The 25595-nt window shown below is 60.6% G+C and carries 15 protein-coding genes; 6 read left to right on the top strand and 9 right to left on the bottom strand.

What is annotated here, in order from left to right; translation table 11 throughout:
* The first annotated feature begins 53 nt into the window (after nt 1–53).
* Nucleotides 54–8996, top strand: coding sequence for a PEGA domain-containing protein (locus CUJ86_RS11390; protein ID WP_328590980.1), 8943 nt, complete (start codon nt 54–56; stop codon nt 8994–8996).
* A 232-nt stretch (nt 8997–9228) separates the two neighbouring features.
* Here the strand turns inward: CUJ86_RS11390 and CUJ86_RS11385 are convergent, their stop codons facing one another.
* From CUJ86_RS11385 to nudC, 3 genes are all read right to left on the bottom strand, one after another.
* Nucleotides 9229–9501, bottom strand: coding sequence for a hypothetical protein (locus CUJ86_RS11385; protein ID WP_130647702.1), 273 nt, complete (start codon nt 9499–9501; stop codon nt 9229–9231).
* A gap of 171 nt (nt 9502–9672) precedes the next feature.
* On the bottom strand, nt 9673–11844 hold the full coding sequence (locus CUJ86_RS11380) for an adenosylcobalamin-dependent ribonucleoside-diphosphate reductase (protein WP_130647701.1): 2172 nt from the start codon (nt 11842–11844) through the stop codon (nt 9673–9675).
* Between the two features lie 72 nt (nt 11845–11916).
* A complete protein-coding gene (gene nudC / locus CUJ86_RS11375) occupies nt 11917–12756 on the bottom strand; it encodes an NAD(+) diphosphatase (protein WP_130647700.1) in 840 nt (279 codons plus the stop codon).
* A gap of 70 nt (nt 12757–12826) precedes the next feature.
* On the opposite strand from nudC, the gene CUJ86_RS11370 reads away from it, so the two are divergent.
* Together CUJ86_RS11370 and CUJ86_RS11910 are read left to right on the top strand one after the other, a co-directional pair.
* Entirely contained in the window at nt 12827–13015 is a 189-nt protein-coding gene (locus CUJ86_RS11370; protein WP_130647699.1) for a hypothetical protein, read from the top strand.
* A 234-nt stretch (nt 13016–13249) separates the two neighbouring features.
* A complete protein-coding gene (locus tag CUJ86_RS11910; protein WP_165394901.1) occupies nt 13250–13426 on the top strand; it encodes a MerR family transcriptional regulator in 177 nt (58 codons plus the stop codon).
* 92 nt (nt 13427–13518) lie between these two features.
* Here CUJ86_RS11910 and CUJ86_RS11365 read toward each other — a convergent pair whose 3' ends face one another.
* The gene (locus tag CUJ86_RS11365) at nt 13519–14094 is read right to left on the bottom strand and encodes a flavodoxin family protein (protein WP_130647698.1); all 576 of its coding nucleotides are present in this window, start codon (nt 14092–14094) and stop codon (nt 13519–13521) included.
* A gap of 50 nt (nt 14095–14144) precedes the next feature.
* Nucleotides 14145–15272: an aldo/keto reductase gene (locus tag CUJ86_RS11360; protein WP_130647697.1), complete on the bottom strand. Its 1128-nt coding sequence runs from the start codon at nt 15270–15272 to the stop codon at nt 14145–14147.
* A gap of 193 nt (nt 15273–15465) precedes the next feature.
* On the opposite strand from CUJ86_RS11360, the gene CUJ86_RS11905 reads away from it, so the two are divergent.
* Nucleotides 15466–15702, top strand: coding sequence for a DUF3795 domain-containing protein (locus CUJ86_RS11905; RefSeq protein ID WP_165394900.1), 237 nt, complete (start codon nt 15466–15468; stop codon nt 15700–15702).
* Between the two features lie 15 nt (nt 15703–15717).
* On the opposite strand, the gene CUJ86_RS11350 is transcribed toward CUJ86_RS11905, so the two are convergent.
* Both CUJ86_RS11350 and CUJ86_RS11345 read right to left on the bottom strand, forming a co-directional pair.
* Nucleotides 15718–17061: an MFS transporter gene (locus CUJ86_RS11350; protein WP_207231419.1), complete on the bottom strand. Its 1344-nt coding sequence runs from the start codon at nt 17059–17061 to the stop codon at nt 15718–15720.
* Between the two features lie 105 nt (nt 17062–17166).
* Entirely contained in the window at nt 17167–17964 is a 798-nt protein-coding gene (locus CUJ86_RS11345) for an alpha/beta fold hydrolase (protein ID WP_130647695.1), read from the bottom strand.
* 99 nt (nt 17965–18063) lie between these two features.
* Between CUJ86_RS11345 and CUJ86_RS11340 the strand changes: the two genes are divergently transcribed.
* Nucleotides 18064–18747: a hypothetical protein gene (locus CUJ86_RS11340; RefSeq protein WP_130647694.1), complete on the top strand. Its 684-nt coding sequence runs from the start codon at nt 18064–18066 to the stop codon at nt 18745–18747.
* Between the two features lie 478 nt (nt 18748–19225).
* On the top strand, nt 19226–22198 hold the full coding sequence (locus tag CUJ86_RS11335; protein ID WP_130647693.1) for a PAS domain S-box protein: 2973 nt from the start codon (nt 19226–19228) through the stop codon (nt 22196–22198).
* A 9-nt stretch (nt 22199–22207) separates the two neighbouring features.
* Here the strand turns inward: CUJ86_RS11335 and CUJ86_RS11330 are convergent, their stop codons facing one another.
* Both CUJ86_RS11330 and acs read right to left on the bottom strand, forming a co-directional pair.
* Entirely contained in the window at nt 22208–23632 is a 1425-nt protein-coding gene (locus CUJ86_RS11330; RefSeq protein WP_130647692.1) for an aldehyde dehydrogenase family protein, read from the bottom strand.
* Nucleotides 23633–23690: 58 nt separating this feature from the next.
* Nucleotides 23691–25583 (bottom strand): acetate--CoA ligase, encoded by a 1893-nt coding sequence (acs, locus tag CUJ86_RS11325; protein WP_130647691.1) that lies wholly within the window; start codon nt 25581–25583, stop codon nt 23691–23693.
* Nucleotides 25584–25595: the final 12 nt, after the last annotated feature.

The raw sequence follows: 25595 nt of genomic DNA, 5'->3' as shown, positions 1-25595 counted from the left end.
CCAAGGACGAGACCGAGGAGGTTGCGTTCACCCTCGTCCAGCAGCTCGGAACATTGCAGATCAACTCCACGCCGGCAGGAGCGGCGGTATACCTGAACGGCACCGCAACCGGTGACCTCACGAACGCAACCCTCGCAGACAAACCGGTCGGGACCTACAATGTGACGGTTGAACTGGACGGATACGATCCGGCAACGGAGATCGTCACCCTCACAAAGGATGAGACAGAAGATGTGAGTTTCACGCTTATGCAGCAGGTGGGAACGCTGCAGGTGAACTCTGTGCCTTCCGGAGCGGCGGTCTACCTGAACGGCACCGCAACCGGAGACCTCACGAACGCTACCCTCACAGACAAACCGGTCGGGACCTACAATGTGACGGTTGAACTGGACGGATACGATCCGGCAACGGAGATCGTCACCCTCACAAAGGATGAGACAGAAGATGTGAGTTTCACGCTTATGCAGCAGGTGGGAACGCTGCAGGTGAACTCTGTGCCTTCCGGAGCGGCGGTCTACCTGAACGGCACCGCAACCGGAGACCTCACGAACGCTACCCTCACAGACAAACCGGTCGGGACCTACAATGTCACGGTTGAACTGGACGGATACGACCCGGCAACGGAAATCGTCACCCTCTCCAAGGACGAGACCGAGGACGTGAGTTTCACCCTGGTGCAGCAGCTCGGGACATTGCAGATCAACTCCACACCGGCGGGAGCCAGTGTCTACCTGAATGGCACCGCAACCGGTGACCTCACGAACGTCACCCTCGCAGACAAACCGGTCGGGACCTACAATGTGACGGTTGAACTGGACGGATACGACCCGGCAACCGAGATTGTCACCCTCTCCAAGGACGAAACCGAGGAGGTTGCATTCACCCTCGTGCAGCAGCTCGGGACACTGCAGATCAACTCCACGCCCTCCGGAGCGGCGGTCTATCTCAACGGAACCGCAACCGGTGACCTCACGAATGCCACCCTCGCAGACAAACCCGTAGGGACCTATAATGTCACCGTCCTGAAGGACGGATACGACCCGGCGACAGAGATCGTCACCCTCTCCAAGGACGAGACCGAGGATGTCTCCTTTACCCTCGTGCAGCAGCTCGGGATATTGCAGATCAACTCCACTCCCTGGGGAGCGGCGGTCTACCTCAACGGCACCGCGACCGGCGACCTCACGAACGTCACCCTCGCAGACAAACCGGTCGGGACCTACAACGTCACCGTTGAACTGGAGGGATACGACCCGGCAACCGAGATCGTCACCCTCTCCAAGGACGAGACCGAGGAAGTCTCCTTTACGCTCGTCCAGCAGCTCGGAACATTGCAGATCAACTCCACTCCCTCGGGGGCAGCGGTATATCTCAATGGCACTGATACGGGAGACCTCACGAACGCCACCCTCGCAGACAAACCGGTCGGGACCTACAATGTCACCGTCGAGTTGAATGGATACGATCCGGCGACAGAGGTCGTCACCCTCTCCAAGGACGAGACCGAGGACGTGAGTTTCACCCTGGTGCAGCAGCTCGGGATATTGCAGATCAACTCCACTCCCTCCGGAGCGGCGGTATATCTCAACGGAACTGCAACCGGTGACCTCACGAACGTCACCCTCGCAGACAAACCGGTCGGGACCTACAATGTGACGGTTGAACTGGACGGATACGACCCGGCAACGGAAGTCGTCACCCTCTCCAAGGACGAAACCGAGGAGGTTGCATTCACCCTCGTGCAGCAGCTCGGGACACTGCAGATCAACTCCACGCCCTCCGGAGCGGCGGTCTATCTCAACGGAACCGCAACCGGGGACCTCACGAACGCCACCCTCACAGACAAACCGGTCGGGACGTATAATGTCACCGTTGAACTGGAGGGATACGATCCGGCAACGGAGATCGTCACCCTCTCCAAGGACGAGACCGAAGAGGTCTCCTTTACGCTCGTCCAGCAGCTCGGGACATTGCAGATCAACTCCACTCCCTCGGGGGCAGCGGTATATCTCAATGGCACTGTTACGGGCGACCTCACGAACGCAACCCTGGCAGACAAACCGGTCGGGACCTACAATGTCACCGTTGAACTGGTGGGATACGATCCGGCAACAGAGATTGTCACCCTCACGAAAGACGAAACCGAGGATGTCTCCTTTACGCTCGTCCAGCAGCTCGGGACACTCCAGATCAACTCCACTCCGGCAGGAGCCAGCGTCTATCTGAACGGAACGGCCACGGGAGACCTCACGAACGTCACCCTGGCAGACAAACCAGTCGGGACCTACAACGTCACCGTCGAAAAGGAGGGTTACGACGCCCAGAGCAGGATTGTAACCCTCTCGAAGGACGAGACCGAACTCGTCGCATTCACCCTTGTTGGCCAGACAGGCACACTGCAGGTGAACTCCACACCAACAGGCGCCCGGATCTCACTGAACGGCACTGAAACCGGCGAAATCACAAACTTCACCTTCGCAGACAAACCGGTCGGAGCCTACAACGTCACCGTCGAAAAGGAGGGATACGACCCGGCGACCGAGATCGTCACCCTCTCCAAGGACGAGACCGAGGACGTGAGTTTCACCCTGGTGCAGCAGCTCGGGATATTGCAGATCAACTCCACTCCCTCCGGAGCGGCGGTCTACCTGAACGGCACTGCTACAGGCGACCTCACGAATGCCACCCTCGCAGACAAACCGGTCGGCACCTACAATGTAACGGTTGAACTGGACGGATACGACCCGGCAACGGAGATCGTCACCCTCTCCAAGGACGAGACCGAGGAGGTCTCCTTTACGCTCGTCCAGCAGCTCGGGACGTTGCAGATCAACTCTACTCCCTCCGGAGCGGCGGTATATCTGAACGGAACGGCCACGGGAGACCTCACGAACGCTACCCTCGAAGACAAACCGGTCGGGACCTACAACGTCACGGTTGAACTGGACGGATACGACCCGGCAACGGAGATCGTCACCCTCTCCAAGGACGAGACCGAGGAGGTCGCATTCACCCTCGTGCAGCAGCTCGGAACATTGCAGATCAACTCCACTCCGGCAGGAGCGGCGGTCTACCTGAACGGCACCGCAACCGGGGACCTCACGAACGCAACCCTCGAAGACAAACCGGTCGGGACCTACAATGTCACCGTCCTGAAGGACGGATACGATCCGGCGACAGAGGTCGTCACCCTCACCAAGGACGAGACCGAGGACGTGAGTTTCACCCTGGTGCAGCAGCTCGGGACACTGCAGATCAACTCCACGCCCTCGGGAGCGGCGGTTTACCTGAACGGCACCGCAACCGGAGACCTCACGAATGCCACCCTCGAAGACAAACCGGTCGGGACCTACAATGTGACGGTTGAACTGAACGGGTATGACCCGGCAACGGAGATCGTCACTCTCACCAAGGACGAGACCGAGGATGTCTCCTTTACGCTCGTCCAGCAGCTCGGGACGTTGCAGATCAACTCCACGCCGGTGGGAGCAGCGGTTTACCTGAATGGAACCGCAACCGGAGACCTCACAAACGCCACCCTCGCAGACAAACCGGTCGGGACCTACAATGTCACCGTGGAGCTGGACGGATACGATCCGGCGACAGAGGTCGTCACTCTCACCAAGGACGAGACCGAGGAGGTCTCCTTTACGCTCGTGCAGCAGCTCGGGACATTGCAGATCAACTCCACACCGGCGGGAGCGGCGGTTTACCTGAACGGCACCGCAACCGGCGACCTCACGAACGCTACCCTCGCAGACAAACCCGTCGGGACCTACAACGTCACGGTTGAACTGGACGGATACGATCCGGCAACGGAGATCGTCACTCTCACCAAGGACGAGACCGAGGATGTCTCCTTTACGCTCGTGCAGCAGCTCGGGACGTTGCAGATCAACTCTACTCCCTCCGGAGCGGCGGTATATCTGAACGGAACGGCCACGGGAGACCTCACGAACGCTACCCTCGAAGACAAACCGGTCGGGACCTACAACGTCACGGTTGAACTGGACGGATACGACCCGGCGACAGAGGTCGTCACCCTCACGAAGGACGAGACCGAGGATGTCTCCTTTACCCTCGTCCAGCAGCTCGGGACATTGCAGATCAACTCCACTCCCTCGGGGGCAGCGGTATACCTGAACGGCACCGCAACCGGCGACCTCACGAACGCCACCCTCGAAGACAAACCGGTCGGGATCTACAATGTCACCGTCGAGTTGAATGGATACGATCCGGCGACAGAGATCGTCACCCTCTCGAAGGACGAGACCGAGGATGTCTCCTTTACGCTCGTCCAGCAGCTCGGGACACTCCAGATCAACTCCACCCCGGCAGGAGCAGCGGTCTACCTGAACGGCACTGATACGGGAGACCTCACGAACGCCACCCTGGCAGACAAACCGGTCGGGACCTACAACGTCACCGTCGAAAAGGAGGGATACGACGCCCAGAGCAGGATTGTAACCCTCTCGAAGGACGAAACCGAACTCGTCGCATTCACCCTTGTTGGCCAGACGGGCACACTGCAGGTGAACTCCACACCAGCAGGTGCCAGGATATCACTGAACGGCACTGAAACCGGCGAAATCACGAACTTCACCTTCGCTGATCAGCCCGTCGGAGCCTACAACGTCACCGTCGAAAAGGAGGGATACGACGCCCAGAGCAGGATTGTAACCCTCTCGAAGGACGAGACCGAACTCGTCGCATTCACCCTTGTGGGCCAGACGGGCACACTGCAGGTGAACTCCACACCAGCAGGTGCCAGGATATCACTGAACGGCACTGAAACCGGTGAAAGCACGAACTTCACCTTCGCTGATCAGCCCGTCGGAACCTACAACGTCACCGTCGAAAAGGAGGGATACGACGCCCAGAGCAGGATTGTAACCCTCTCGAAGGACGAGACCGAACTCGTCGCATTCACCCTTGTGGGCCAGACGGGCACACTGCAGGTGAACTCCACACCAGCAGGTGCCAGGATATCACTGAACGGCACTGAAACCGGTGAAAGCACGAACTTCACCTTCGCTGATCAGCCCGTCGGAACCTACAACGTCACCGTCGAAAAGGAGGGATACGACGCCCAGAGCAGGATTGTAACCCTCTCGAAGGACGAGACCGAACTCGTCGCATTCACCCTTGTGGGCCAGACGGGCACACTGCAGGTGAACTCCACACCAGCCGGTGCCCGGATATCACTGAACGGCACTGAAACCGGTGAAAGCACGAACTTCACCTTCGCTGATCAGCCCGTCGGAACCTACAATGTCACCGTCGAAAAGGAGGGATACGACGCCCAGAGCAGGATTGTAACCCTCTCTAGGGACGAAACCGAACTCGTCGACTTCACCCTTGTTGGCCAGACAGGCACACTGCAGGTGAACTCCACACCAGCCGGTGCCCGGATCTCACTGAACGGCACCGAAACCGGTGAAATCACAAACTTCACCTTCGCTGATCAGCCCGTCGGAACCTACAATGTCACCGTCGAAAAGGAGGGATACGATGCCCAGAGCAGGATTGCGACCGTAACCGTCGGCACCATTGAAACGGTGGACTTCACCCTCATATCACACCCCGGTGCCATCCGCGTCGGTTCCAGTCCGGCGAACGCCACCATCTGGCTGGACGGCGAGAACACCGGTCAGCTCACGAACACCACCCTCACCGGTATCGCCGCCGGCACTCACACGGTCACCGTCGAGAAACCCGGTTACCTGCGCCCGACAAACCGGAGCGTGACGGTCGTGCCGGATGAGGAGAGTGAGGTCTTCTTTACCCTCACACAGGAGAGCGGCTCGATCCATGTCACCTCCTCACCAGACGAAGCATGGATCTGGCTGGACGGCTGCAACACCACTGCCCTCACGAACACCACGCTCCCTGACATCCCGGTCGGCAGTCACACGCTCACCGTCGAGAAAGCCGGCTACAACCCGTCATCCGCCCGATCCATAGAGGTCGCCACAGACGAGACAGCAGAGGTCTCTTTCACCCTCACCCCGGTCGGAACCGCACCGGTGGCCGCGTTCACCGCCACACCCCTCTCGGGTGACGCACCGTTGCAGGTGACCTTCACCGACACCTCTACCGACGGCCCTGAGACCTGGAACTGGACATTTGGTGACGGAAATGTCTCTGATGAGAGGAACCCGCTCCACACCTACACAGAGGAGGGGACCTACACCGTCTCCCTCACCGTTGCAAACGGCTATGGACAGGACACCCTCACCAGGGAAGACTACATCGTCGTGAGCAGCACACCTGCCATTACGCTCACCGCTCCCACCGGCAGACTCCCGGCAAACGAGAGCGGCGAATTCCCGGTGACCGCCGAAGGACTCGATGCCACGACCGCCCTCGCCTTCACCATCGGCTATGACCCGGCACTCATCACCGTGGACAGCGCCGCTCCGACCCCCCTCACCGAGGCGGCGGTCTTCGATGCCACGATTGACAACACCAACGGCCGTGTCTCCATTGCCATCGCCGACGGCTCCGGCATCACCGCCGAAGGCACTGCTGCGGTTGCAAACATCACCTTCCGGTCCGCACCCGCAATCGAAGGCCTCCGGCAGACCGCCACTCTCGCCATCACGGACGCCACCGCCCACACCGCCGACCACGAATCGCCGGTCATCCGTGAGAACGGCGCCATCGCCGTCGAGGCTCGAACCGCCGTGGACGCACCCTCGGGGGCACTGCCGGTCGAATCGTCGAAATACCTGACCGTCACGGCAGCAGGGCTCAATGAGGTCACCGACCTCTCCTTCATCATGGAGTACAACCGCACGGTCATGACGGTGACCGATATCCGGGCCAATGCCACCATGCCGGGCCTCAACGTCTCCTCCGATATCAGGAACGCAAACGGCTGGCTCCAGGTCAGTGCAGCCGCCCCGGACGCCATCACGAGCGAGGACGTCGTCTCCCTCATCGACCTGCAGGTGCACTCGAACGGTCTGCCCTGTGAACGCCAGCTCCGGCTTATCAATCCACAGTGGACTCGAGAGAATGCCACCTACCAGTTCGACGACATGCGGCCCGGTTACATCACCATCACACCGGTGCCGACCGCCCTCAATGACACCCGGCCCGTCACGGTTTCGAACATGACCTTCGACGATGCCACGCAGGAGGTCGCCATCAACCTCACCGCAAACCGGAACGCCACCATCACCGACGACAACACCACCATCTGTGTCCGCAACCCCGGCATCGACATCACCATCCGCACCGCAGGCCTGGAGAACCGTTCCTCGGAATGGACCGGTGAGTGCACCGGTGCCTCGATCGGCAATATCACGAATGCCGTTGACCTCAGCGGCGACGTGGGCGCGGTCACGACCGGCATCAGTGCAAACATCTCCGGCGCCCTCTCCGGCCTGACCGACCCGGACACCCGCCTCAATGTCACGATCACCCGTGGTGCCGTGAACGAGACGATGGGCCGACTCTTCCAGCTCGCCGTCAGCGAATCTGAAGGCGCGGAACTCGAAGAAGTGGCCTATACGATGGAGATCAACAAATCCAAGTTCGGGAACATCACGGTCTCCGATGCGATCATCGTGATGAGCGCCTCCGCCGCCTATGTGGATGCATGGGGCGGGGCGGACAGTTTCACCATCCTCAGCCTCGCCGCCGACGGTACGGTCACCCACCTCGAGACGACCTACACCTATGCCGACGGCATCTACACCTTCACCGCCCTCTCGCCGGATGGTTTCTCCTACAAGGCGCTTGTGGCGTACACCGTCTACGAAGATCCGGTGGCACGCTTCTCCGCCACCCCGCTCGCAGGGTCCGCACCGCTCATGGTGCAGTTCTATGACTACTCGGACGGCCATCCCGAGACCTGGCACTGGGACTTCGGCGACGGGCAGACCTCGACCCAGCAGAACCCGGTCCACACCTACACGGCCGTCGGCACCTATGACGTCGCTCTCTCGATCACGAACCCGGCAGGAGAGGACACGGCAGAAGAGATGGACTACATCACCGTCACCAACCTGATGACGGTCGATTTCACCGCAACACCGCTCTCCGGCTCTGCCCCGCTGATGGTCAGGTTCACCGACCGGACCACCGGCACGCCGACCTCATGGCTCTGGGACTTCGGCGACAGGCAGACCTCAACCGAACAGAACCCGGTGCATATCTACCAGGGTTCGGGCCCATACACGGTCTCCCTGACGGCCACGAACGCATATGGCACCATTACTGCCGAAAAACAGCGGTTCATCACTGTCTCGTATCCGAACGATAACGATGACAGCGATATGCCGACACCAACGCCGACGATAACGCCGACACCCACACCGGTCCAGACCACACCTGCACCTACGCCGGAACCGACGGTGACCCACCCCGCCTCAACATCTGTGGAGGGAGTGGAGTTTATCACGACGGCAGACCTGCCGCTCGGGACCGGCGGCGAGGTGGAGAGACCGGTGATTGTGTGGGCGGATGACCATACCGCCTGCCTCTCCATCGAGGTCGGAGTGACGGCACGCGATGCGTCCGGCAGGCCGGTTGACGCGATCCGTATCGTCGCCGTGCCCACAACCGACCTCCCGGCTGCCGCTGGAATCGGGGCGGTTGAGCACCCGCAGGCAATCTCCGCCTATGAGTGTACCCCTGATGGAACGACCTTCTCACCGGACATCGCCCTCACATTCATTCTTTCAGAGGACGAATGGAAGAAATTCGGACCCAGTGCAGAGGTCGGGTGGCTCAACACCTCAAGCAACGAATGGGAGCGCATCGCCGGAGAGATCGATGAGAGTCAGAGGACAATCACGGTCCATATCGATCATTTCAGCACCTACGCACTCTTCGGAGACGAACAGCCATATCTGACCGTGGTACCGGAGATCACCGGGACATCGCCAGACAGATCAGAGGGGATGTCGCTCTGGTTCGGGGCGGTGATCATCATCGTTCTGATTGTCGCCGGCGTCCTGTACTTCAGAAGAAGAAATGAAGAATGAATATCCCCGGAAGGGGAAAACCGGCAATCACCCTATTTTTAGTATCGATTCTCCAGGACAGAGTTCTGACACTGCACAGGGACACCACCCCTGACAGGTGCACCATTCGATCATCGGTCACACAGATGAACCGGTGTGAACCCCGCCCCATTTCCAGAGGATTCTGATACCGGGAAAAGTAAAAAAGCCTGAGAACCCCGAAAAACCACATCAGAGCCCGAACGCCTCGTTATTAATCAGGCATGGCGGCGCACACAGAATTGTTCTTTATATAGCCGTAGCAGATACGAAAGATCTGTTCCAGATATTCATCGTTTACGTGGACGATGCCCTCATTCACCGGCATGCGTTTCAGGAGTCGGCATAACTCATTTTCAAGGGCAGGATCATCAACGGATGAGATTTTGGAGAGGACTTCAAAGAGATACTGGTCAATAACAATGTATTTTACATCACGGTCGCACCGCATCGCAACAACACACTCATCACTGCACAGGGAAGGCATCTCAGTTCAGCGGGATATTATACTGCAATGCGACATATAAGCATCTCAAAATATAAAAAATGAAAATTTAAAAAATTGGTTTTTATTTCAATTTAGACGACATTATCGGCAAAGACCCCTCAAAAAATGATGGAGATGGGAGTGGCGGGTGCCTCCCCCCTCACGCTGCACCTAGCTGCAGCCGCTCCAACCGCAATTCTTGCAGATGCCCTGGTTGCACCCCTCGCCGAAATCGAGTTCGGCGCCGCACTCAGGGCAGAGATTCTTCTTCTTGCCGGTGACGTCGGTGATCTCCCAGGTGTCCAGGGTGGTGATCGTCTGCTTCGACGCCGCAAGGTCGATGCACCTGCCGACGACATCGGCACAGGAGAGGCCCTCAGAGGCGGGGTTCTTCAGGGCCGATATGCAGTTCACCTTTGCGAACTGCTTGACAAACTTCTGATAGGGAACGCCGTTCTGGAGACCGGTGGAGATCGCACGGCCGAGGGCATTGGAGTTCGCCTCGCAGCCCCCGCTCCCGACGGTCCTGATAAACACCTCCCACGGGCGGTCACCGAGGAGGTTGACGGTGATATAGAGGCGGCAGCACCCCGACTGGCAGAGATAGGTCCGCCCTGCCAGCTCCTTCGGGCGGGTGGTCGGTTTTTCTTCGGGTTTTTCCGCCGGTTTCTTCTCCTTCAGGGCGAGCACCACGTCCTCGCGGCTGCCCGTCCGGTAGATGGTCATCCCCTTGAGACCGCTCCGCCATGCCATCAGCACCGCCTCGCCGATCTCCTCGCGGGTGGCGGCATTGGGCATGTTGATCGTCTTGGATATGGAGGCATGCACATGACGCTGGAAGACTGCCTGCATGCGCACATGGTCGCGCCAGTCGATATCGAGGGCGGTCTGGAAGAGGCGCCTGAAGGAGACCGGAAGCCACCCGATGTCCCGCACCGTCCCGGTCTCGTGGACATGGTCGATCACCGCCTGCACCCGCTCTTCGACCTCATCGCTGCCGAGTCCGAGCGCACCGACCACTCTTCTGAGTTCGGCCTCGAAGATCGGGTGGAGCATCACGAAGGTCTTGCCGACGGTGTTTTTCCGGGTATAGGCATAGGAGAAGACCGGTTCGACCCCGCTCGAACACCCGGCAAGCAGGGATATGGTGCCGGTCGGGGCGATGGTGGTGAGGGCGGCGTTGCGCATCCCATACTCACCCCAGACACTCCCCTCAAATGCCGGAAAGACGCCTCTCTCCCCGGCAAGGACGTGCGACTCCTCGACCGCCGTATCGTTTACCAGGGCCATCACCCGCTCGCAGAGGCGGCGCCCTTCCTCTGCGTCGTAGGGAAGACCAAGCATCAGCAGGGCGTCGTGGACACCCATCAGCCCGAGACCGACCTTCCTGGTCTTTCCGGTCGCCTCCTCGATCTGCGGGATCGGGAAGACGTTGTTGTCGATGACGGCGTCCAGGAAACGCACCGCCATGCGGACGGTCCGCTTCAAACTCTCTTCATCGATGGCAGATCCTGAAACAAACTTCGAAAGATTGATCGATCCCAGAACGCAGGACTCGAATGGGAGAAGCGGCTGTTCGCCGCAAGGATTGGTCGTATCAATATCGCCCAGCTGCGGCGTCGGGTTCTTCCGGTTGATCTCGTCGTAGAAGAGGACACCGGGCTCGCCGTTCCGCCAGATGCCATCGATGATGCCGTTCCAGATGGCGCCGACCGTGATCTCCTCGTCCGTGTAGGGGTGGGTGATCCACACCTTGCCCATCTGGCCGGATTCCACGAACTCCATGAAGCGGTCGTTGACCATCACCGAGATGTTGAAGTTCGAGAGTTCGCCCTCCACATTCTTCGCATGGATGAAACGGAGGACGTCGGGATGCCAGACATTCAGGATGCCCATGTTCGCCCCGCGCCGCCGCCCGCCCTGCTTGATCACATCGGTGGCGGCGTTGAAGACCTTCATGAACGAGATCGGGCCGGATGCCACGCCGTCGGTGGACTGGACGGGCGCGCCCTCAGGACGGATCTTTGAGAAGTTGTAGCCGGTGCCGCCCCCGCTCTTGTGGATCAGCGCCCCCCATTCGAGGGCATGGAAGATCTCCGGGATCGAGTCGCCGACATACAGGGTGAAACAGGCCGAGAGCTGCCCGATCTCGGTGCCGGCATTCATCAGGGTGGGGGAGTTGGGGAGGAAGCGGAGGGAGTGCATCGCCTCATAATACTCCTGGCGCTCGCCCTCGTTCCGCGCAAGCGCTACAGCCACGCGGTGGCAGATATCTTCAAACGTTTTCTCGCCCTTGCGGAGGTACCGGGCCGCAAGGATGCTGTCAACTACTGAATCAGTCATTGTGGTGCACCATAAAACATGAATCGGGGAGTGATCTCTACCATCAGATTGGCGTGATCCGTTATACCAGTTTCACTGTTCTTCAAGCCAGTCATCGATCAGCGCCCGTGAAATGCTTGCCCTGCCCGGGAGATCAGGGAGGGAGTCGGCCGTGAACCACGCGGCCTCCTCCACCTCCACGCCATCCGGGCGGACCTCGCCGCCGGCATAGTCTGCGGTAAACCCGATCATCAGGGAGTGGGGGAAGGGCCAGGGCTGGCTGCCGAAGTAGCGGAGATTGGCAACGGAAATGCCGGTCTCCTCCGCCACCTCCCTCTGTACGGCATGCTCGAGTGTCTCCCCGGGTTCGACGAAACCGGCGATCACCGAATACCGTCCCCGGGGAAAACCGGGGGAGCGGGCAAGCAGGATCCGATCCCCCCGCACCACCCGGACGATCACAGCCGGCGAGAGGACGGGATAGACGACCAGACCGCAGGATGGGCAGACACGGGCGATCTCGTCCTCCTTCATTCTGGTTTCAGTGCCGCACCGCCCGCAGTAGCGGTGGGTGCGGTCGAACTCCATGCACTGCACCGCCCGCCCGGCAATGCCAAGCGTCTCGTCATCCACCAGCCCGAAGAGGTCGCGGAGGGGGACTGCCCTGAACCCTTCCGGCACCGCCTCGCACCCGAGGGCGAACACCTGGCGCCCATCAAGGCTCCCGAGGGGGATCGAAGCGTCCCCGCACCCGTCGGGCGGCGCCTCATGGAGCACCCGACCGCCCGGTCCACAGACGACAGCAGCATCAACGACATGCACATAGAGGGGAGGGGCGTCCGTCGGGTCAGGGTCATGAAAAACCAGACGGTCGGTGGCATAGTGCGGGACGAATGCTGTCATCGTTGAATATGCTCTCCCTGATCTCTTCATGGTTGTGAAGGAGCGGCACCGAAATATCAAAAAGGCAGGTATATTACCGCCCGAACCTCATTTCTCTTTCATGAGCCACTGCTCACGCCATCCAGAGAAAAAATCCACCGGAACCTGCCGGGTCTGCCAGAAAACCTACTGCCCCGAGTGCACGGGAAGCAGCATCGGCATCTGTCCGGGATGCGTCTACAAAGGGCTGATCATACTGCTCATCGTGATGATCGTCGTCTCGTACTCGGCATGGTTCGGAATCTTCTAGGTGCTTCACACGGGCAGTGATCACCGGAACAGATACGGCCAATCCCCCTCCCCGGAACATTTTTCCGACCACCCCGAACTCACCCCCGGGGGGAGAGAACCAGGCACTATGTATCGCCGCCTTCCATCATTGATCCTACCATGCCAGTCGATCAGATCCCGATCGGGACGTTCTCGCACCTGACCCGGTTGTCAAAGAAGGCATTGCATTGCTATTGACCGCAAGGGTCTCCTTGTGCCGGCAACAAAAAACCTCTGCTCCGGCTACCGCTACCATGCAATCGCACAGATCGACCGGGCCGTCAGGATCCGAAGCCTTGCGACCCTCGGGTTCTCCCTGGACGAGGTGGCGGCGGTCCTGAGCGCGAGGTCTACCTCAACGACCCGGCAGAGACCACAGCAGGGGACCTGATGACCGAGATCCAGTACCCGGTCGAGGGGTAAAGACCGCCCCCTGCATCTTTTTATTGCGTCCCGACGACGCCGGGTTCCGGACCCCTCCGGTTATTCCCGGATCCGCTTCAAAAGCCAGGCCATGTTCTGTCCGAGGTTCTGCATCGTCTGCAGTCCCTCCTCGTCCTTCTCCACATCGCCCGGCGCCAGTCCGAGCCCGAGGTTCCAGTAGGAGGACCCGACCGTGAACATATTCGATATGCCGAAGAGGTGGTTGATAGTGTCGAAGGCGTGGACGGCACCGGCGCGGCGGACGGCGACGACGGCGGCGCCCGCCTTTCTGGCGAACATCCCGTCGTTGGCGATGGCCACAAAACCGGCACGGTCGATGAGGGCCTTGGTCTCGGTGTTGACATCCGCAAAGTAGGTCGGTGATCCGATGACGAAGCCGTCGGCCTCCGCCATCTTCCCGATGCACTCATTCACGATGTCTTTATCGATGATGCACTTTCTGTCCTTGTTCTCGAAACACTTCATGCAGGCGGTGCAGCCGTGGATGCTCCTCCCACCAATATGGACGATCTCAGTCTCGATGCCTTCTTTTTCGAGTTCTGCGAGCACGGCCCTGAGGAGACGGGCGGTGTTCCCGTCCTTCCTGGGGCTCCCGTTGAATGCGACCACCTTCATCTCATCATCTCCAGCGCCCTGATACGTACAGTGCGTTCATATATCTTGCCTCACCGCCCGAAGAGGGCGGCCACCTCCCGGAGGTGATCGATCACCGGGATCTCCTGCGGACAGATCTGCTCGCAAGCGCCGCACTCCGCACAGAGCGAGGCATACCCGGTCTCGCCGAGCTGGTGGCGGTAGAAGAACCGGGCATGCTCCTCATCGCCAAAAAGGGCGATCTCGTTCAGGCGGGCCAGGCATTCAGGGATGTTCACGCCGGCCGGGCAGGGCATGCAGTAGCAGCAGGCAGTGCAGGGGACGCGGATGCGCTCCCGCCACTGCCCTTTCACGCGGGCGACGACCGCACGCTCCTCCGCCGAGAGGGATCCCGGGGTCGCCAGGGCGGCGGTCTCCAGATTTTCTGCCAGGTGTTCGGGGCGGTTCATTCCGGAAAGCACAGTCGTCACCTCCGGATGGTCGAGCACCCATGCAAGCCCCCATGCAGCGGGAGTCCGGCAGACTCCAGATTCATCGAAGATCGCCCGGATCTCATCAGGGGGCGACGTCAGCATCCCGCCCCGCAACGGTTCCATCACCACCACGGCGAGGTCCCGTTCAGCGGCATACCTGAGTCCCGCGGTGCCTGCCTGATAGGTGCCGTCCAGGTAGCTGTACTGGATCTGGCAGAGGTCCCAGGCATAGGCATCGACGATCTCCCGGAATGCCGGGAAGGCGTCATGAAATGAGAAACCCGCATAGCGGATCCGCCCGTCGGCCTTCGCCTCGTCAAGGAAGAGATCGACCTCCTCGTCCCAGAGGCGGTTCCATCCCGAGCGCGTCAGGGAATGGAGGAGATAGGCATCGAGGTGATCGGTCCCAAGGCGCCGGAGGGATTCGTCCAGGGAGCGCTCCATATCCTCCCTCGAGTGCACCCGCCTGACCGGGAGTTTTGTGGCCAGAAATGCCTGTTCCCGGTATCCGTCCTGGAGGGCGCGGCCGACGACCGCCTCGCTCTCGCCGTGGTGATAGGACACCGCCGTATCGATATAGGACGCACCGCCGTCGATCGCTGCCCGGATCAGGGCGACCGCCGCCCGTTCGTCAACAGAACCCTCAGGGGTCTGCGGCAGGCGCATGGCGCCCATCCCGAGGGCGGGTACCGATTCGCCGGTGCGTGGTATGCTCCTGTAGTGCATGGTCCGTCTCGATCGATGTTTCTCAGGGATCGGTTTACATCCATCGATCAGTCTCGATCGTCTGCCGATGGTGATACCTGAGCAGACGGAGCATCGAATACATCAATCTGGGCCTCCCGCTCCCCGCCTGTTGGGGCAAAACCCCCTCAGAAGAGATCGCCGGGTTTATCGCCGGCCATGCAGAAGAGATAGCATGAAGATCGGTGTCTGCGGCATCGCCTGTGAGGTCTGCCCGAAGATGACGGACGGCACCTGCCCCCGCCCGGGGGTGGGATGCATCCCACAGGAGAACCCCTGTTGCGCCATCGCCACCTGCGCCCACCGGAAGGGAATACGCTACTGTTTTGCATGCCCCGAGTTCCCCTGCGCCCTCACCGCCGATGGGCCGGTGAAGGAGGGGTTCTGCCGGCACCTCAGGGGACTGGACTGATCCGGGGAGGGGGTCTCAACCGGCCTCGAACTCACGCCCGATCCCGACGAGCCTGAAGGAGAGGGCGCCTGCAGCAAATACAATCGCGGCAGCGATCAGGAAGGTACGGCTTCCGATCGCCCCATAGAGCAGACCGCCAGAGATAAGCCCGACGATACTCGCCAGACCGCCGGCGCTGCCGCCAGCACCCTGCACCGCCCCCTGATGGACGGGGCCGGCGATCTTTGAGAGGAGGGCGAGGAACGAAGGCCACATCAGCCCGTTCCCGAGCGCAAAAAAGACGACGGCAAGGTAGATCAGGGCGAGGTGTTCGGTGAGGAGGAGGAGGAAGTTCAGCCCGAGCACCCAGCACCCGAGGACGATCAGGGTGCTCTCCGCCCATCGCCCGGACGCCCACGAGAGCACCGGCCCCTGGACGATGACCATCAATACGCTCAGAACCGAGAAATAGAGCCCGATCTCCGCTGCCGTCCAGGAGAGATCTCCTGCCGCAAACACCACAAATGAGGTGTAGTAGATATTGAACCCGAGAAAGAGGACAAAATAGAGGAGCATCAGGAAAGGGATATGCCGCAGACTCAGGATCGCCCGGATCCGGGTTTTCTTCAGGTCGGCCGGACCATTGCATCTCGCCGGTTCCATCCCCAGCACCCGCATGATCCCGCCCCGCCCCTCCCCCTTCCTGATAGCGCACCTTCCAGATTCTGGCAGCCAGAGGAGGATGACGACCAGACCGGCGACCGAGATGAAGAGCGCCCCGAGCACCGGGGCCATCTCGCCATAGACCCCGGCGGCCAGCACACCGGCGAGTGCCGGTCCAACGATAAACCCGAGGTTCGTCGAGATCGACATCCGGCCGAAATTCCTGCTCCGCTCCCGTTCCGGGGTGATGTCGGCGAGATAGGCGTTCGCCACCGAGACGTTGCCGCCGGTGATCCCGTCGAGCGCCCGCGCCGCAAACAAGACCACGAGGGGGAGGGTCAGCAGGAACGCACCCGCCACCGGCGAGTCGACAGCAAGCAGCATAGTGAACGGGACAAAAAAAGATGCCAGAAACAGGCACCAGGAGAGGGCGGTGCCGAACTGGCTGAGCAGCAGGATCCGCCGCCGCCCGTAGAGGTCAGACCAGCGCCCGAGCACAGGAGCGCCCAGGAGCTGGCATGCCGGATAGGTGGAACCGAGCAGACCGTAGATGAAGGGGTTGCCGCCATATCCCTCCACCAGAAAGATCAGGAAGGGGATGACGATGCTGAACCCCAGGGTGTTGATGAAGTTCACCATCAGCAGGGGGATGAGCACCCGCCTGCCGGCGCCCTCTGCCCTCACGTCGTCCCCCACCTCCACACCCATTCGCCCCATCCCGGATATCCCCGACACACCAAAAACAGAGCGGTCAGTCTGCCTCGACGGTCACCTCGGGATCGTGAGGATCAGGGAGGGGACGCCAAAAAAAGGGGTACGACCTCAGCAACTGAGGAAGAACTGCACAATCTCGGCCATTTTTTGTGGTTCCTGGTACATCAGCCCGTGACCGCCGCCCGGCACCTTGACGATCCACGAGTCGGTGATCCCCTCACCGAGAATATAGGAGTTTTCCGGCGGGACGATCACGTCCCCGGTGCCGGTGATGAGGAGCACAGGGGACGGTATGGTAAAGAGACGGGATGCTGTACCCTCCCAGGTTTCGCACGCACGGTTCTGGCGTATGATGCTCTCTGGAAGCATTGTTTCAGTGACGAATGGAAAATATGCCGAGGGATCGGGGTTCTGCTCCATCCATTCGCGGGGAAAGAGCAGGGACAATAGGCGCATCCCCTGCTCCTCCGGGGATCCGGATGTGTCCCCGAGGGCCGCGATCACCGCATCAGACGGCGGGACTTCTGCCTCCCCGCCTGGACTGGCGGCATAGAGCACCATCCGGTTCACCCTCTCCGGGTGGTGGAGCACCAGTTCCTGAGCGATATATCCTCCCATCGACCACCCGAATATGTCCGCCCGCTCGATACCGAGGGCGTCCATCAATCCGACGGTATCCTCAGCAAACAGGGGGATGGAAAACTCCCTGTCTGAGGTGGTGGTGAAGCCCATCCCCCGGTTATCAAACAGGATCAGGCGGCGCTGACGGGAAAGGGCATCCAGCAGGGCGGGCGACCACATATCCATCGTCGCCGAGGATCCGGTGATCATCACCAGGGGATCGCCCTCACCGATCTCCTGATAGGCGATCTCGATATCATCCACAGGCACGCTCTTCATCTGCATTCATCCTGAGATGGAAGGACCAACAGATAGAGACTTCGAAATGGCCCGGGGAGGAGCATGCTTATCCGTCTGACGATCTCATCATTCTCCATGCGACACATGCTGATTGCCACAGCCCTCATCCTCGCCGTCCTTCTTCTTGGGGCAGGATGTCTGGGGAGCACGCCCGACACCGGGACAGAGACACCAACGCTCACCCCCACCCCCACCACACCGGCAGCGGCGGAGAGCGTGCTGAGCGGGACCGGAAACGCCACGCGCTCAGTCGACCTCATCGGTGAACTCCTCCTCTTCGATATGACCGCCGACGGGAGCGGACCGTTTGTGGTCGAGATCTCAGGCCAGACGATCTATGACCAGGTCGTCCACGCCACCGCCCCCTATTCGGGCGTCCAGGCAGTGGGCACCGAGGAGAACGGCACCTATCAGGTGAATGTCACCGCCGACGGCGACTGGACCATCAGTATCGCAGAACCGCCGCAGGAGAGGGCACAGGAGATCCCCTTCACATTCAGCGGTGCGGGCGATTCGGTGAGCACCTGGATCGATCTCCCGGAGGGCAATGTCACCTTTTCGGCATCCTGCGACGGCGGCGAGGTCTTCTGGGTCTGGCTCTACAACACCTCCGGCGCGATCATCATGGACCCGACCAACACCTATGTCCAGCCCTTCCACTATGAGCACTGCCCGTTCAGCGGCAACGCCACCTCAACCATCCCCGAAGCTGGCAACTATCTGCTCAATATCAATTCACGAGGGAACTGGAGCATTTCCATCTCCTGAACCCCCATATCTTTTTTTATCCCGGATGAACGACCATTCAGCAGATACGACGGTCCGGGACCACACCGCGCACCCCGCCCCGCGGATCGGCAAAATCCGCGGCATAGCGCGGAATGAGATGACATACAGGTGCATCACCGCCTGCCTGGCGGCGACCCCCACATTACCCCGACATGATAACCGTCAGGGCGGAATTGCCGGTCGATCAGGGCGTGGACATCTGCTTTTCACCTCCGAACATCGGCAGGGCGTGCCGCAGACAGAGTCGGCACCACTACGACCCACGTCTGTATACCGGGAGGGAGATTTGGAAAAAACCCTCCAGGCAGTGAAAAACAAAAATAAGGAGATTTTAAATCAAATAAATCCATTAATGCTGTTTTTCCCTCACAGAAAACATTCGACAGATTAAAAGAAGGGAACAGCACATACTCATCAATAGATCGATCCTGCCCGGGGGCAGGATAGGTGAACCTTCATGATCTCCCTGCTCTGTGTCGATGACGAGCCAGAAATGCTCAATATCATCCGCCTTCTCCTCGAAGAGGATGATGCATTCACCATCGATACCGCCGGGACAGTCGCCGGGGCGTTGCAGATGCTTGCCGGGGGGAGATATGATGCCATCGTCGCAGATTATGACATGGCCGAATCCACCGGCGTTCTGCTCCTCAGGGAGATCCGCGCACAGGGCAGCACCATTCCCTTCATCCTCTTCACCGGCAAGGGGCATGAAAAAGTCGCCATTGAGGCACTCAACAGCGGCGCCGATTTCTATGTCGAGAAAGGCGGGGATCCTGCGGCATGGCTGACAGATCTCTCCCATAAGGTACGGGTGGCGGTAGAGCGCAACCGCATTATGGACGCCCTGAAGGAGCGAGAAGAGGTCTTCAGGGCGATATCTGAGACGACGGCGGCGATGATCTGGATTCACCAGAATGACCGGATCAGGTATGCAAACCCCGCGGCAGAACGTCTGATCGGCTATAGTACCGACCAGCTCGCCGCAATGGACATGTGGGACCTCGTCCATCCAGATGACCGCAACGCCATGAAGGCATATGCGCAGGGACGGGTCAGGGGCGAACTGCCCCCGTCCCGCTCGCTCATGCGGGTGATAACAGCGGAGGGTGCCGAACGGACGCTCGACATCTCCGCAGACACCTGCATTATTGAGGGCGAACCAGCCGTCATCGTCACCTCCACCGACATCACCGACCTCCTCCTGGCAAAAGAGGCGCTGAAATCCAGTGAAGAAAACTATCGTCTGATTTTTTCCTCCCTTATCGACGTCTATTTCAGGATCACCACCATGGGGATGGTGGAGGTCGCCTCCCCCTCATGTGAGCGGATCCTCGGATGGAAACCTGAGGAGATCGTCAGCAGAGATGCGGGGTTCCTGTTCTTCTCAGAAGAAGAGGCACAGAAAATCCTCACCGAGGTGCTGGAAACCTCAGGCGTCCATGACCGGGAAATGTGCTTCAGAACAAAGGGCGGGCGTTTGATCACGCTTTCCATCAATGCCCGCTTTGTACCAGAAGCAGATGGAGAAGGCGGGCACATCGAGGGCACCCTCCGGGACATCACCGACAGAAAACAGGCGGAAGGAGCCCTGAGGAAGAGTGAGGCCACCCTCGCCGCCACCTTCGAAACCGTGCACGACGGCATCATCGCCATCGATGCCCACGGGGAGGTTGTCACCTGCAACCGAAAGTTCAGGGAAATGTGGCGGTTATCCGGAGATGAACTCACAGAAAAGGCAGTCAGGGAGCAAATTGCAGATCTGGCGATCGACCCCCGGGCATTCCAGGATTATGTGGGGACACGCGGGAAGCACCCCGGGGGAAAATGCCGGGGCATCCTCACCCTTAAAGATAGGAGGGTCTTAGAATACCGGGTAGGTTTCCATGCCGGGGAAAACGACACTGGCGGACAGGTATGGAGCTTCAGGGACATTACACAGGAGTGGAGAGCAGCAGAATCCCTGAGGGAGCGGGAAGAATTTTTTTCGACCCTGATGGACGCTCTCATCGACGGCGCCCTCATACTGGACATGGACGGGATCATCCTCTATGCAAATAACGCTGCCTGTGATCTCGCCGACATCGAATCGGTCGATGAGGCAATCGGACGATCTGTGCTCGATTTTGTCCACCCGACATCAGCACAGGAAGTCTTCAGGGACGTGATGAAGGCCCGGGGCGGGAGAGAAAATTACCTCGCCGAATACTCTGTTATCACCACAACCGGGGAGGAAAGGGTTGTCGAGGCCATCGGCAGGACAATCCTCTACAGGGGCGATCGCATCATCGTCGTCTCCATCCGCGACATCACCCAGCGCAAACAGGCGGAGGAAGAAGCAGCAGAGAAGGACCTCCTGAACCGGCAACTGATCGAGGGACTGCCCGAATATATCATTGTCATCTCCACAGAAGGCGAGATCGTGTTTGCCAACCCGGCATCAGGGTCAGCGCTCGCACCGGACGGCGGTGATCTGACTGGCATGCAGATTTCGGCCCTCGTTGCCCCCTCTTCAGTAGAATCATTCAAGGAACAGGTGAAAGGAGCACAGGACGGCGCCACCGGAAAAACCATCGAGATCATACTGTATGCATATGGAAACTCGCCCCTGCCCGTCATGATGAGGGCGGCGCCGATCATCTACCAGAACAGGGATGCCGTTCTGCTGGTCTTCACCGATATCACCGAACGACAGATCATGGAGAAGGAACTCGAATACCACGCCGCCGAACTCAAACGCTTCTCCGAGTCCCTCTCCCATACCAACGATAAACTGCGGATCATGAGTTCGATCACCCGCCATGACATTCTCAATCAACTCACCGTCCTCCTCGGGTATGTTGAGATTGCAGAGGAGGAGGCGGAGGCAGGACCCATCACCGATTATCTGCGCCTGATGAAGAATGCGGCAGAGAATATCAGGGAGCAGATCGAGTTCACCAGAGATTACCAGGATATCGGAGTGGGAAAACCACAATGGATCGACATACAAAGGACGATCATCCCCCTCAGGGCGGAGGGGGTCACCATCACCTCCACAATCGAGGGGATTGAGGTCTACGCCGATCCCCTCTTCGGGAAGGTCTTCAACAACCTGCTCGACAACTCCATCCGCCACGGTGGCACCGTCAGACAGATCACGGTCTCCTGGGATCAGGACGACGGCTACGGCAGGATCATCTGGCAGGATGATGGCAGAGGCGTTCCCGACGCCCAGAAGGAACAGATCTTCAAGCGGGGCGTGGGCAACCATACCGGACTCGGTCTCTTCCTCTCCAGGGAGATCTGCTCGATCACCGGCATGCAGATCATCGAGACCGGGACCGAGGGAGAAGGAGCGCGCTTTGAGATCCACGTGCAGAGGGACGGGTGGCGGACGACCCCTGCCGAAGCACATGAGATCGCCGATCAGGGTGCCCGTCAGTTCTGAATACTTTTTTTACCGGCGGTTCAGCACCATCACCCGCATCCCGGTCATCTCCTCGATCGCATACCTGGGCCCCTCACGCCCGATTCCCGAGGCCTTCACACCACCATAGGGCTGGGCATCGGCCCGGAAGGTCGGGATATCGTTGACAATGAGGGTGCCGGCCTCGACCTCATCGAACGAGGCAAAGGTCCGTTCCAGTGAATCGGTGAAGATCCCGGTCTGGAGGCCGAAGACCGAATCGTTCGCCGCCGCCAGTGCCTCAGAAAAACGGCTGTAGGGCGTCACGGTGATGACCGGGGCAAAGATCTCGGTGGCGTTCACCCGCATGCCGGCCGTGGTGTCGGCGAGCACGGTGGGGGCAAAGAGGGTGCCGGAGCGTGTCCCGCCGCAGAGGACGCTGGCGCCCTCCTGCACCGCCTCGTCCACCTTTTCCATGGCAGCAGCGGCCGCACCCTCGGAGATCATCGGTCCGACGTCGGTTGCGGGATCGCGGGGGTCGCCGGTACGAAGGCTCCCGGACGCCTCCAGGATCATCTCGACACAGCTCCGGTAGACGTCGCGATGGATGAACACCCGCTGGACCGAGATGCAGACCTGCCCGGCATTGGAGAACCCACCCTGCACGATACGTTCAGCGGCATACGGGAGATCGGCATCGCGGTGGACGATCACCGCGGCATTGCCGCCGAGTTCCAGACCGACCCGTTTTCTGCCGGCGATCTCCCGCAGACTCCACCCCACCGCCGGACTGCCGGTAAAGGAGAGACAGGCGATCCGTCCATCCCTCACCATCCATTCAGCCAGGTCGGTGCTGCAGGGGAGGACCGAGACCGCCTCCGGCGGGTAGCCCGCCTCGAGCAGGAGTTCACCCAGGATCAGTCCGGAGACCGGAGTCTGTGAGGAGGGGCGGAGGATGACGGCGTTTCCAGCCGCCACTGCCGGCCCCACCTTATGGCAGGCGAGATTGAAGGGAAAGTTGAAGGGTGTGATCGCCAGCACGATGCCGAGCGGCACCCGGCGGAGATAGGCGGTCCGCCCGGCGGCGGCGGGTGTCAGGTCGAGGGGCAGGATCTCCCCATAGACCCGTCCCGCCTCCTCGGCCGAGAGGAGGATCGTATCCCGCGCCCGCTCCACCTCGATGGCGGCAAGAGTGGCGGTTTTTCCGGCCTCCATGGTGATCACCTCTGCGATCTCATCTTTTCGCGCCTCGATGAGGGCGGCAAGCCGCCGGAGAACGGAAATACGTTCATGAAGCGGGAGCCTCCGGCTCAGGGCGAAGCCCCGTACGGCCGCCCGGACGGCATCCTCGCAGTCGTCCGCGGCGGCGCGGCAGACACGCGCCGTCGTCGTTCCGTCATGGGGGAATGTCACCTCCAGGACCGAATCGTTCGTTCGCCATTCCCCGCCGACGAGGAAGGGGCGTGGTGCTGTCATGGATGAGAGAGGGATGAACGCCCATATGTAAGGATCGACGGGGGTTCGAACACCCCCCTCACTCCTCCAGCGTCGAGATGTCGCCGGGATCGATCCCCATCTCCTGCGCCTTCAGCACGCGACGCATGATCTTGCCGCTCCGGGTCTTTGGAAGACTCTCGACGAACTCGATCGCCGAGGGCATGGCGATCGGCCCGATGCTCATGCGGACGTGGTAGACGAGATCTGACTTCAGCTTCTCAGAGGGGGCATGCCCGAGCCGCAGGATCACGAAGGCCTTCACCGCCTGCCCCTTCAGGGCATCGGGAATACCGATCACCGCCGCTTCAGCCACCGCCTCATGCGAGACAAGGGCCGACTCCACCTCCGCCGTCCCCAGGTTGTGACCGGCCACGATGATGATGTCATCCGCCCTGCCGAGCACCATGATATACCCGTCCTCGTCCTTGACCGCCAGGTCTCCGGCCGTGTAGTAGCCGTTCACCGTCGTCCAGTACTGCCGGTAGCGTTCGTCGTTGTTGTGGACCGCCCGCATCATCGCCGGCCATGGTTCGGTGATCACGAGCAGCCCCCCGACACCGGGCTGGACCGGATTGCCCTCCCGGTCGACCACATCGGCGGCCACACCCGGGATCGGCCTCCCGGCAAACCCGGGCTTCATCGGTTCGCCGGCCAGCGTGGTGATCATGTGCATCCCGGTCTCGGTCTGCCACCAGGTGTCCAGCACCGGGCAGGCCGACCCGCCGATCACCCGGTAATACCACTCGAAGGCCTCGGGGTTGAGGGGTTCGCCGACCGATCCGATGAGGCGGAGGGAGTCGAGCGAGGAGCGTTTCGGCCACTCCTCCCCGAATTTCATGAACATGCGGATCGCCGTCGGAGCGGTATAGAAGATCGTCACGCCGAAATCTTCGATGATCCGCCACCAGACGCCGGGGTCGGGGTGGTCGGGAACGGTCTCGGTGATCAGCACCGTCGCCCCCGCCGCCAGCGGCCCGTAGACGATATAGGAGTGCCCGGTGATCCAGCCCGGGTCGGCCGTGCACCAGTAGACGTCGTTCTCGCGCATATCGAAGACATACTGCGAGGTGTAGTAGGCGCCGACCATGTATCCGCCGCAGGTGTGGACGATCCCCTTGGGCGTCCCGGTCGTGCCGCTGGTGTAGAGGATGAAGAGGGGGTCCTCGGCGTCCATCACCTCCGGCGGGCAGAACGCATCGGCCGCCGCCATGCACTCCTCGTAATCGACCTCCAGCTCGGAATAGAGTTCGAGTTCCGGCCGTGTCCGGCGCAGCACGATGATCCGTTCGACCGAAGGGGCGTTGACGACCGCCTCGTCCACAATGGTCTTGAGGGCGACCCGTTTGCCCCGCCGGTAACCGACATCGGCGGTGACGATGATCTTCGCCTTTGCATCACGGATCCGGGCGTGGAGAGCGGATGCACCGAAACCGCCGAAGACGATGCTGTGCACCGCACCGATGCGGGCGCATGCGAGCATGGCCACGATCTGTTCGGGCACAAGCGGCATGTAGATGCAGACCGTATCCCCCTTGCCGACGCCGAGGTTCTTGAGGGCGTTTGCAAACCGCATCACTTCCCGGTGGAGCTGCCGGTAGGTGAGCACCTGCTCGTCACCCTCCTCCTCCCCCCGCCAGATCAGGGCGACCTTGTTCCGGTGGTCGCCCGAGGCATGACGGTCGAGGCAGTTGTGGGTGATGTTCAGTGCACCGTTCACAAACCAGCGGGCATAGGGGTGGCGCCACTCGCGCACCCGGTCCCAGGGCCTGAACCACTCAAGCTCACCTGCCACCGCCGCCCAGAATCCCTCCGGGTCCTCCCGATAGCGTGCGTATGCCGTTTCCCAGTCTCCGAGGCGGGATCCCTCCCCCGGAGAGGGTGGCGGGCGGACCACGCGTTCGCCACGTTTCACATCAACGTTGCCGTCCATCAGTCTGCACCT

This window comes from Methanofollis fontis, from assembly GCF_004297185.1.
GTDB classification, from domain to species: domain Archaea; phylum Halobacteriota; class Methanomicrobia; order Methanomicrobiales; family Methanofollaceae; genus Methanofollis; species Methanofollis fontis.
Note: the sequence above shows the minus strand (reverse complement) of the source record. Positions and strands in the feature narration are given on the sequence as shown.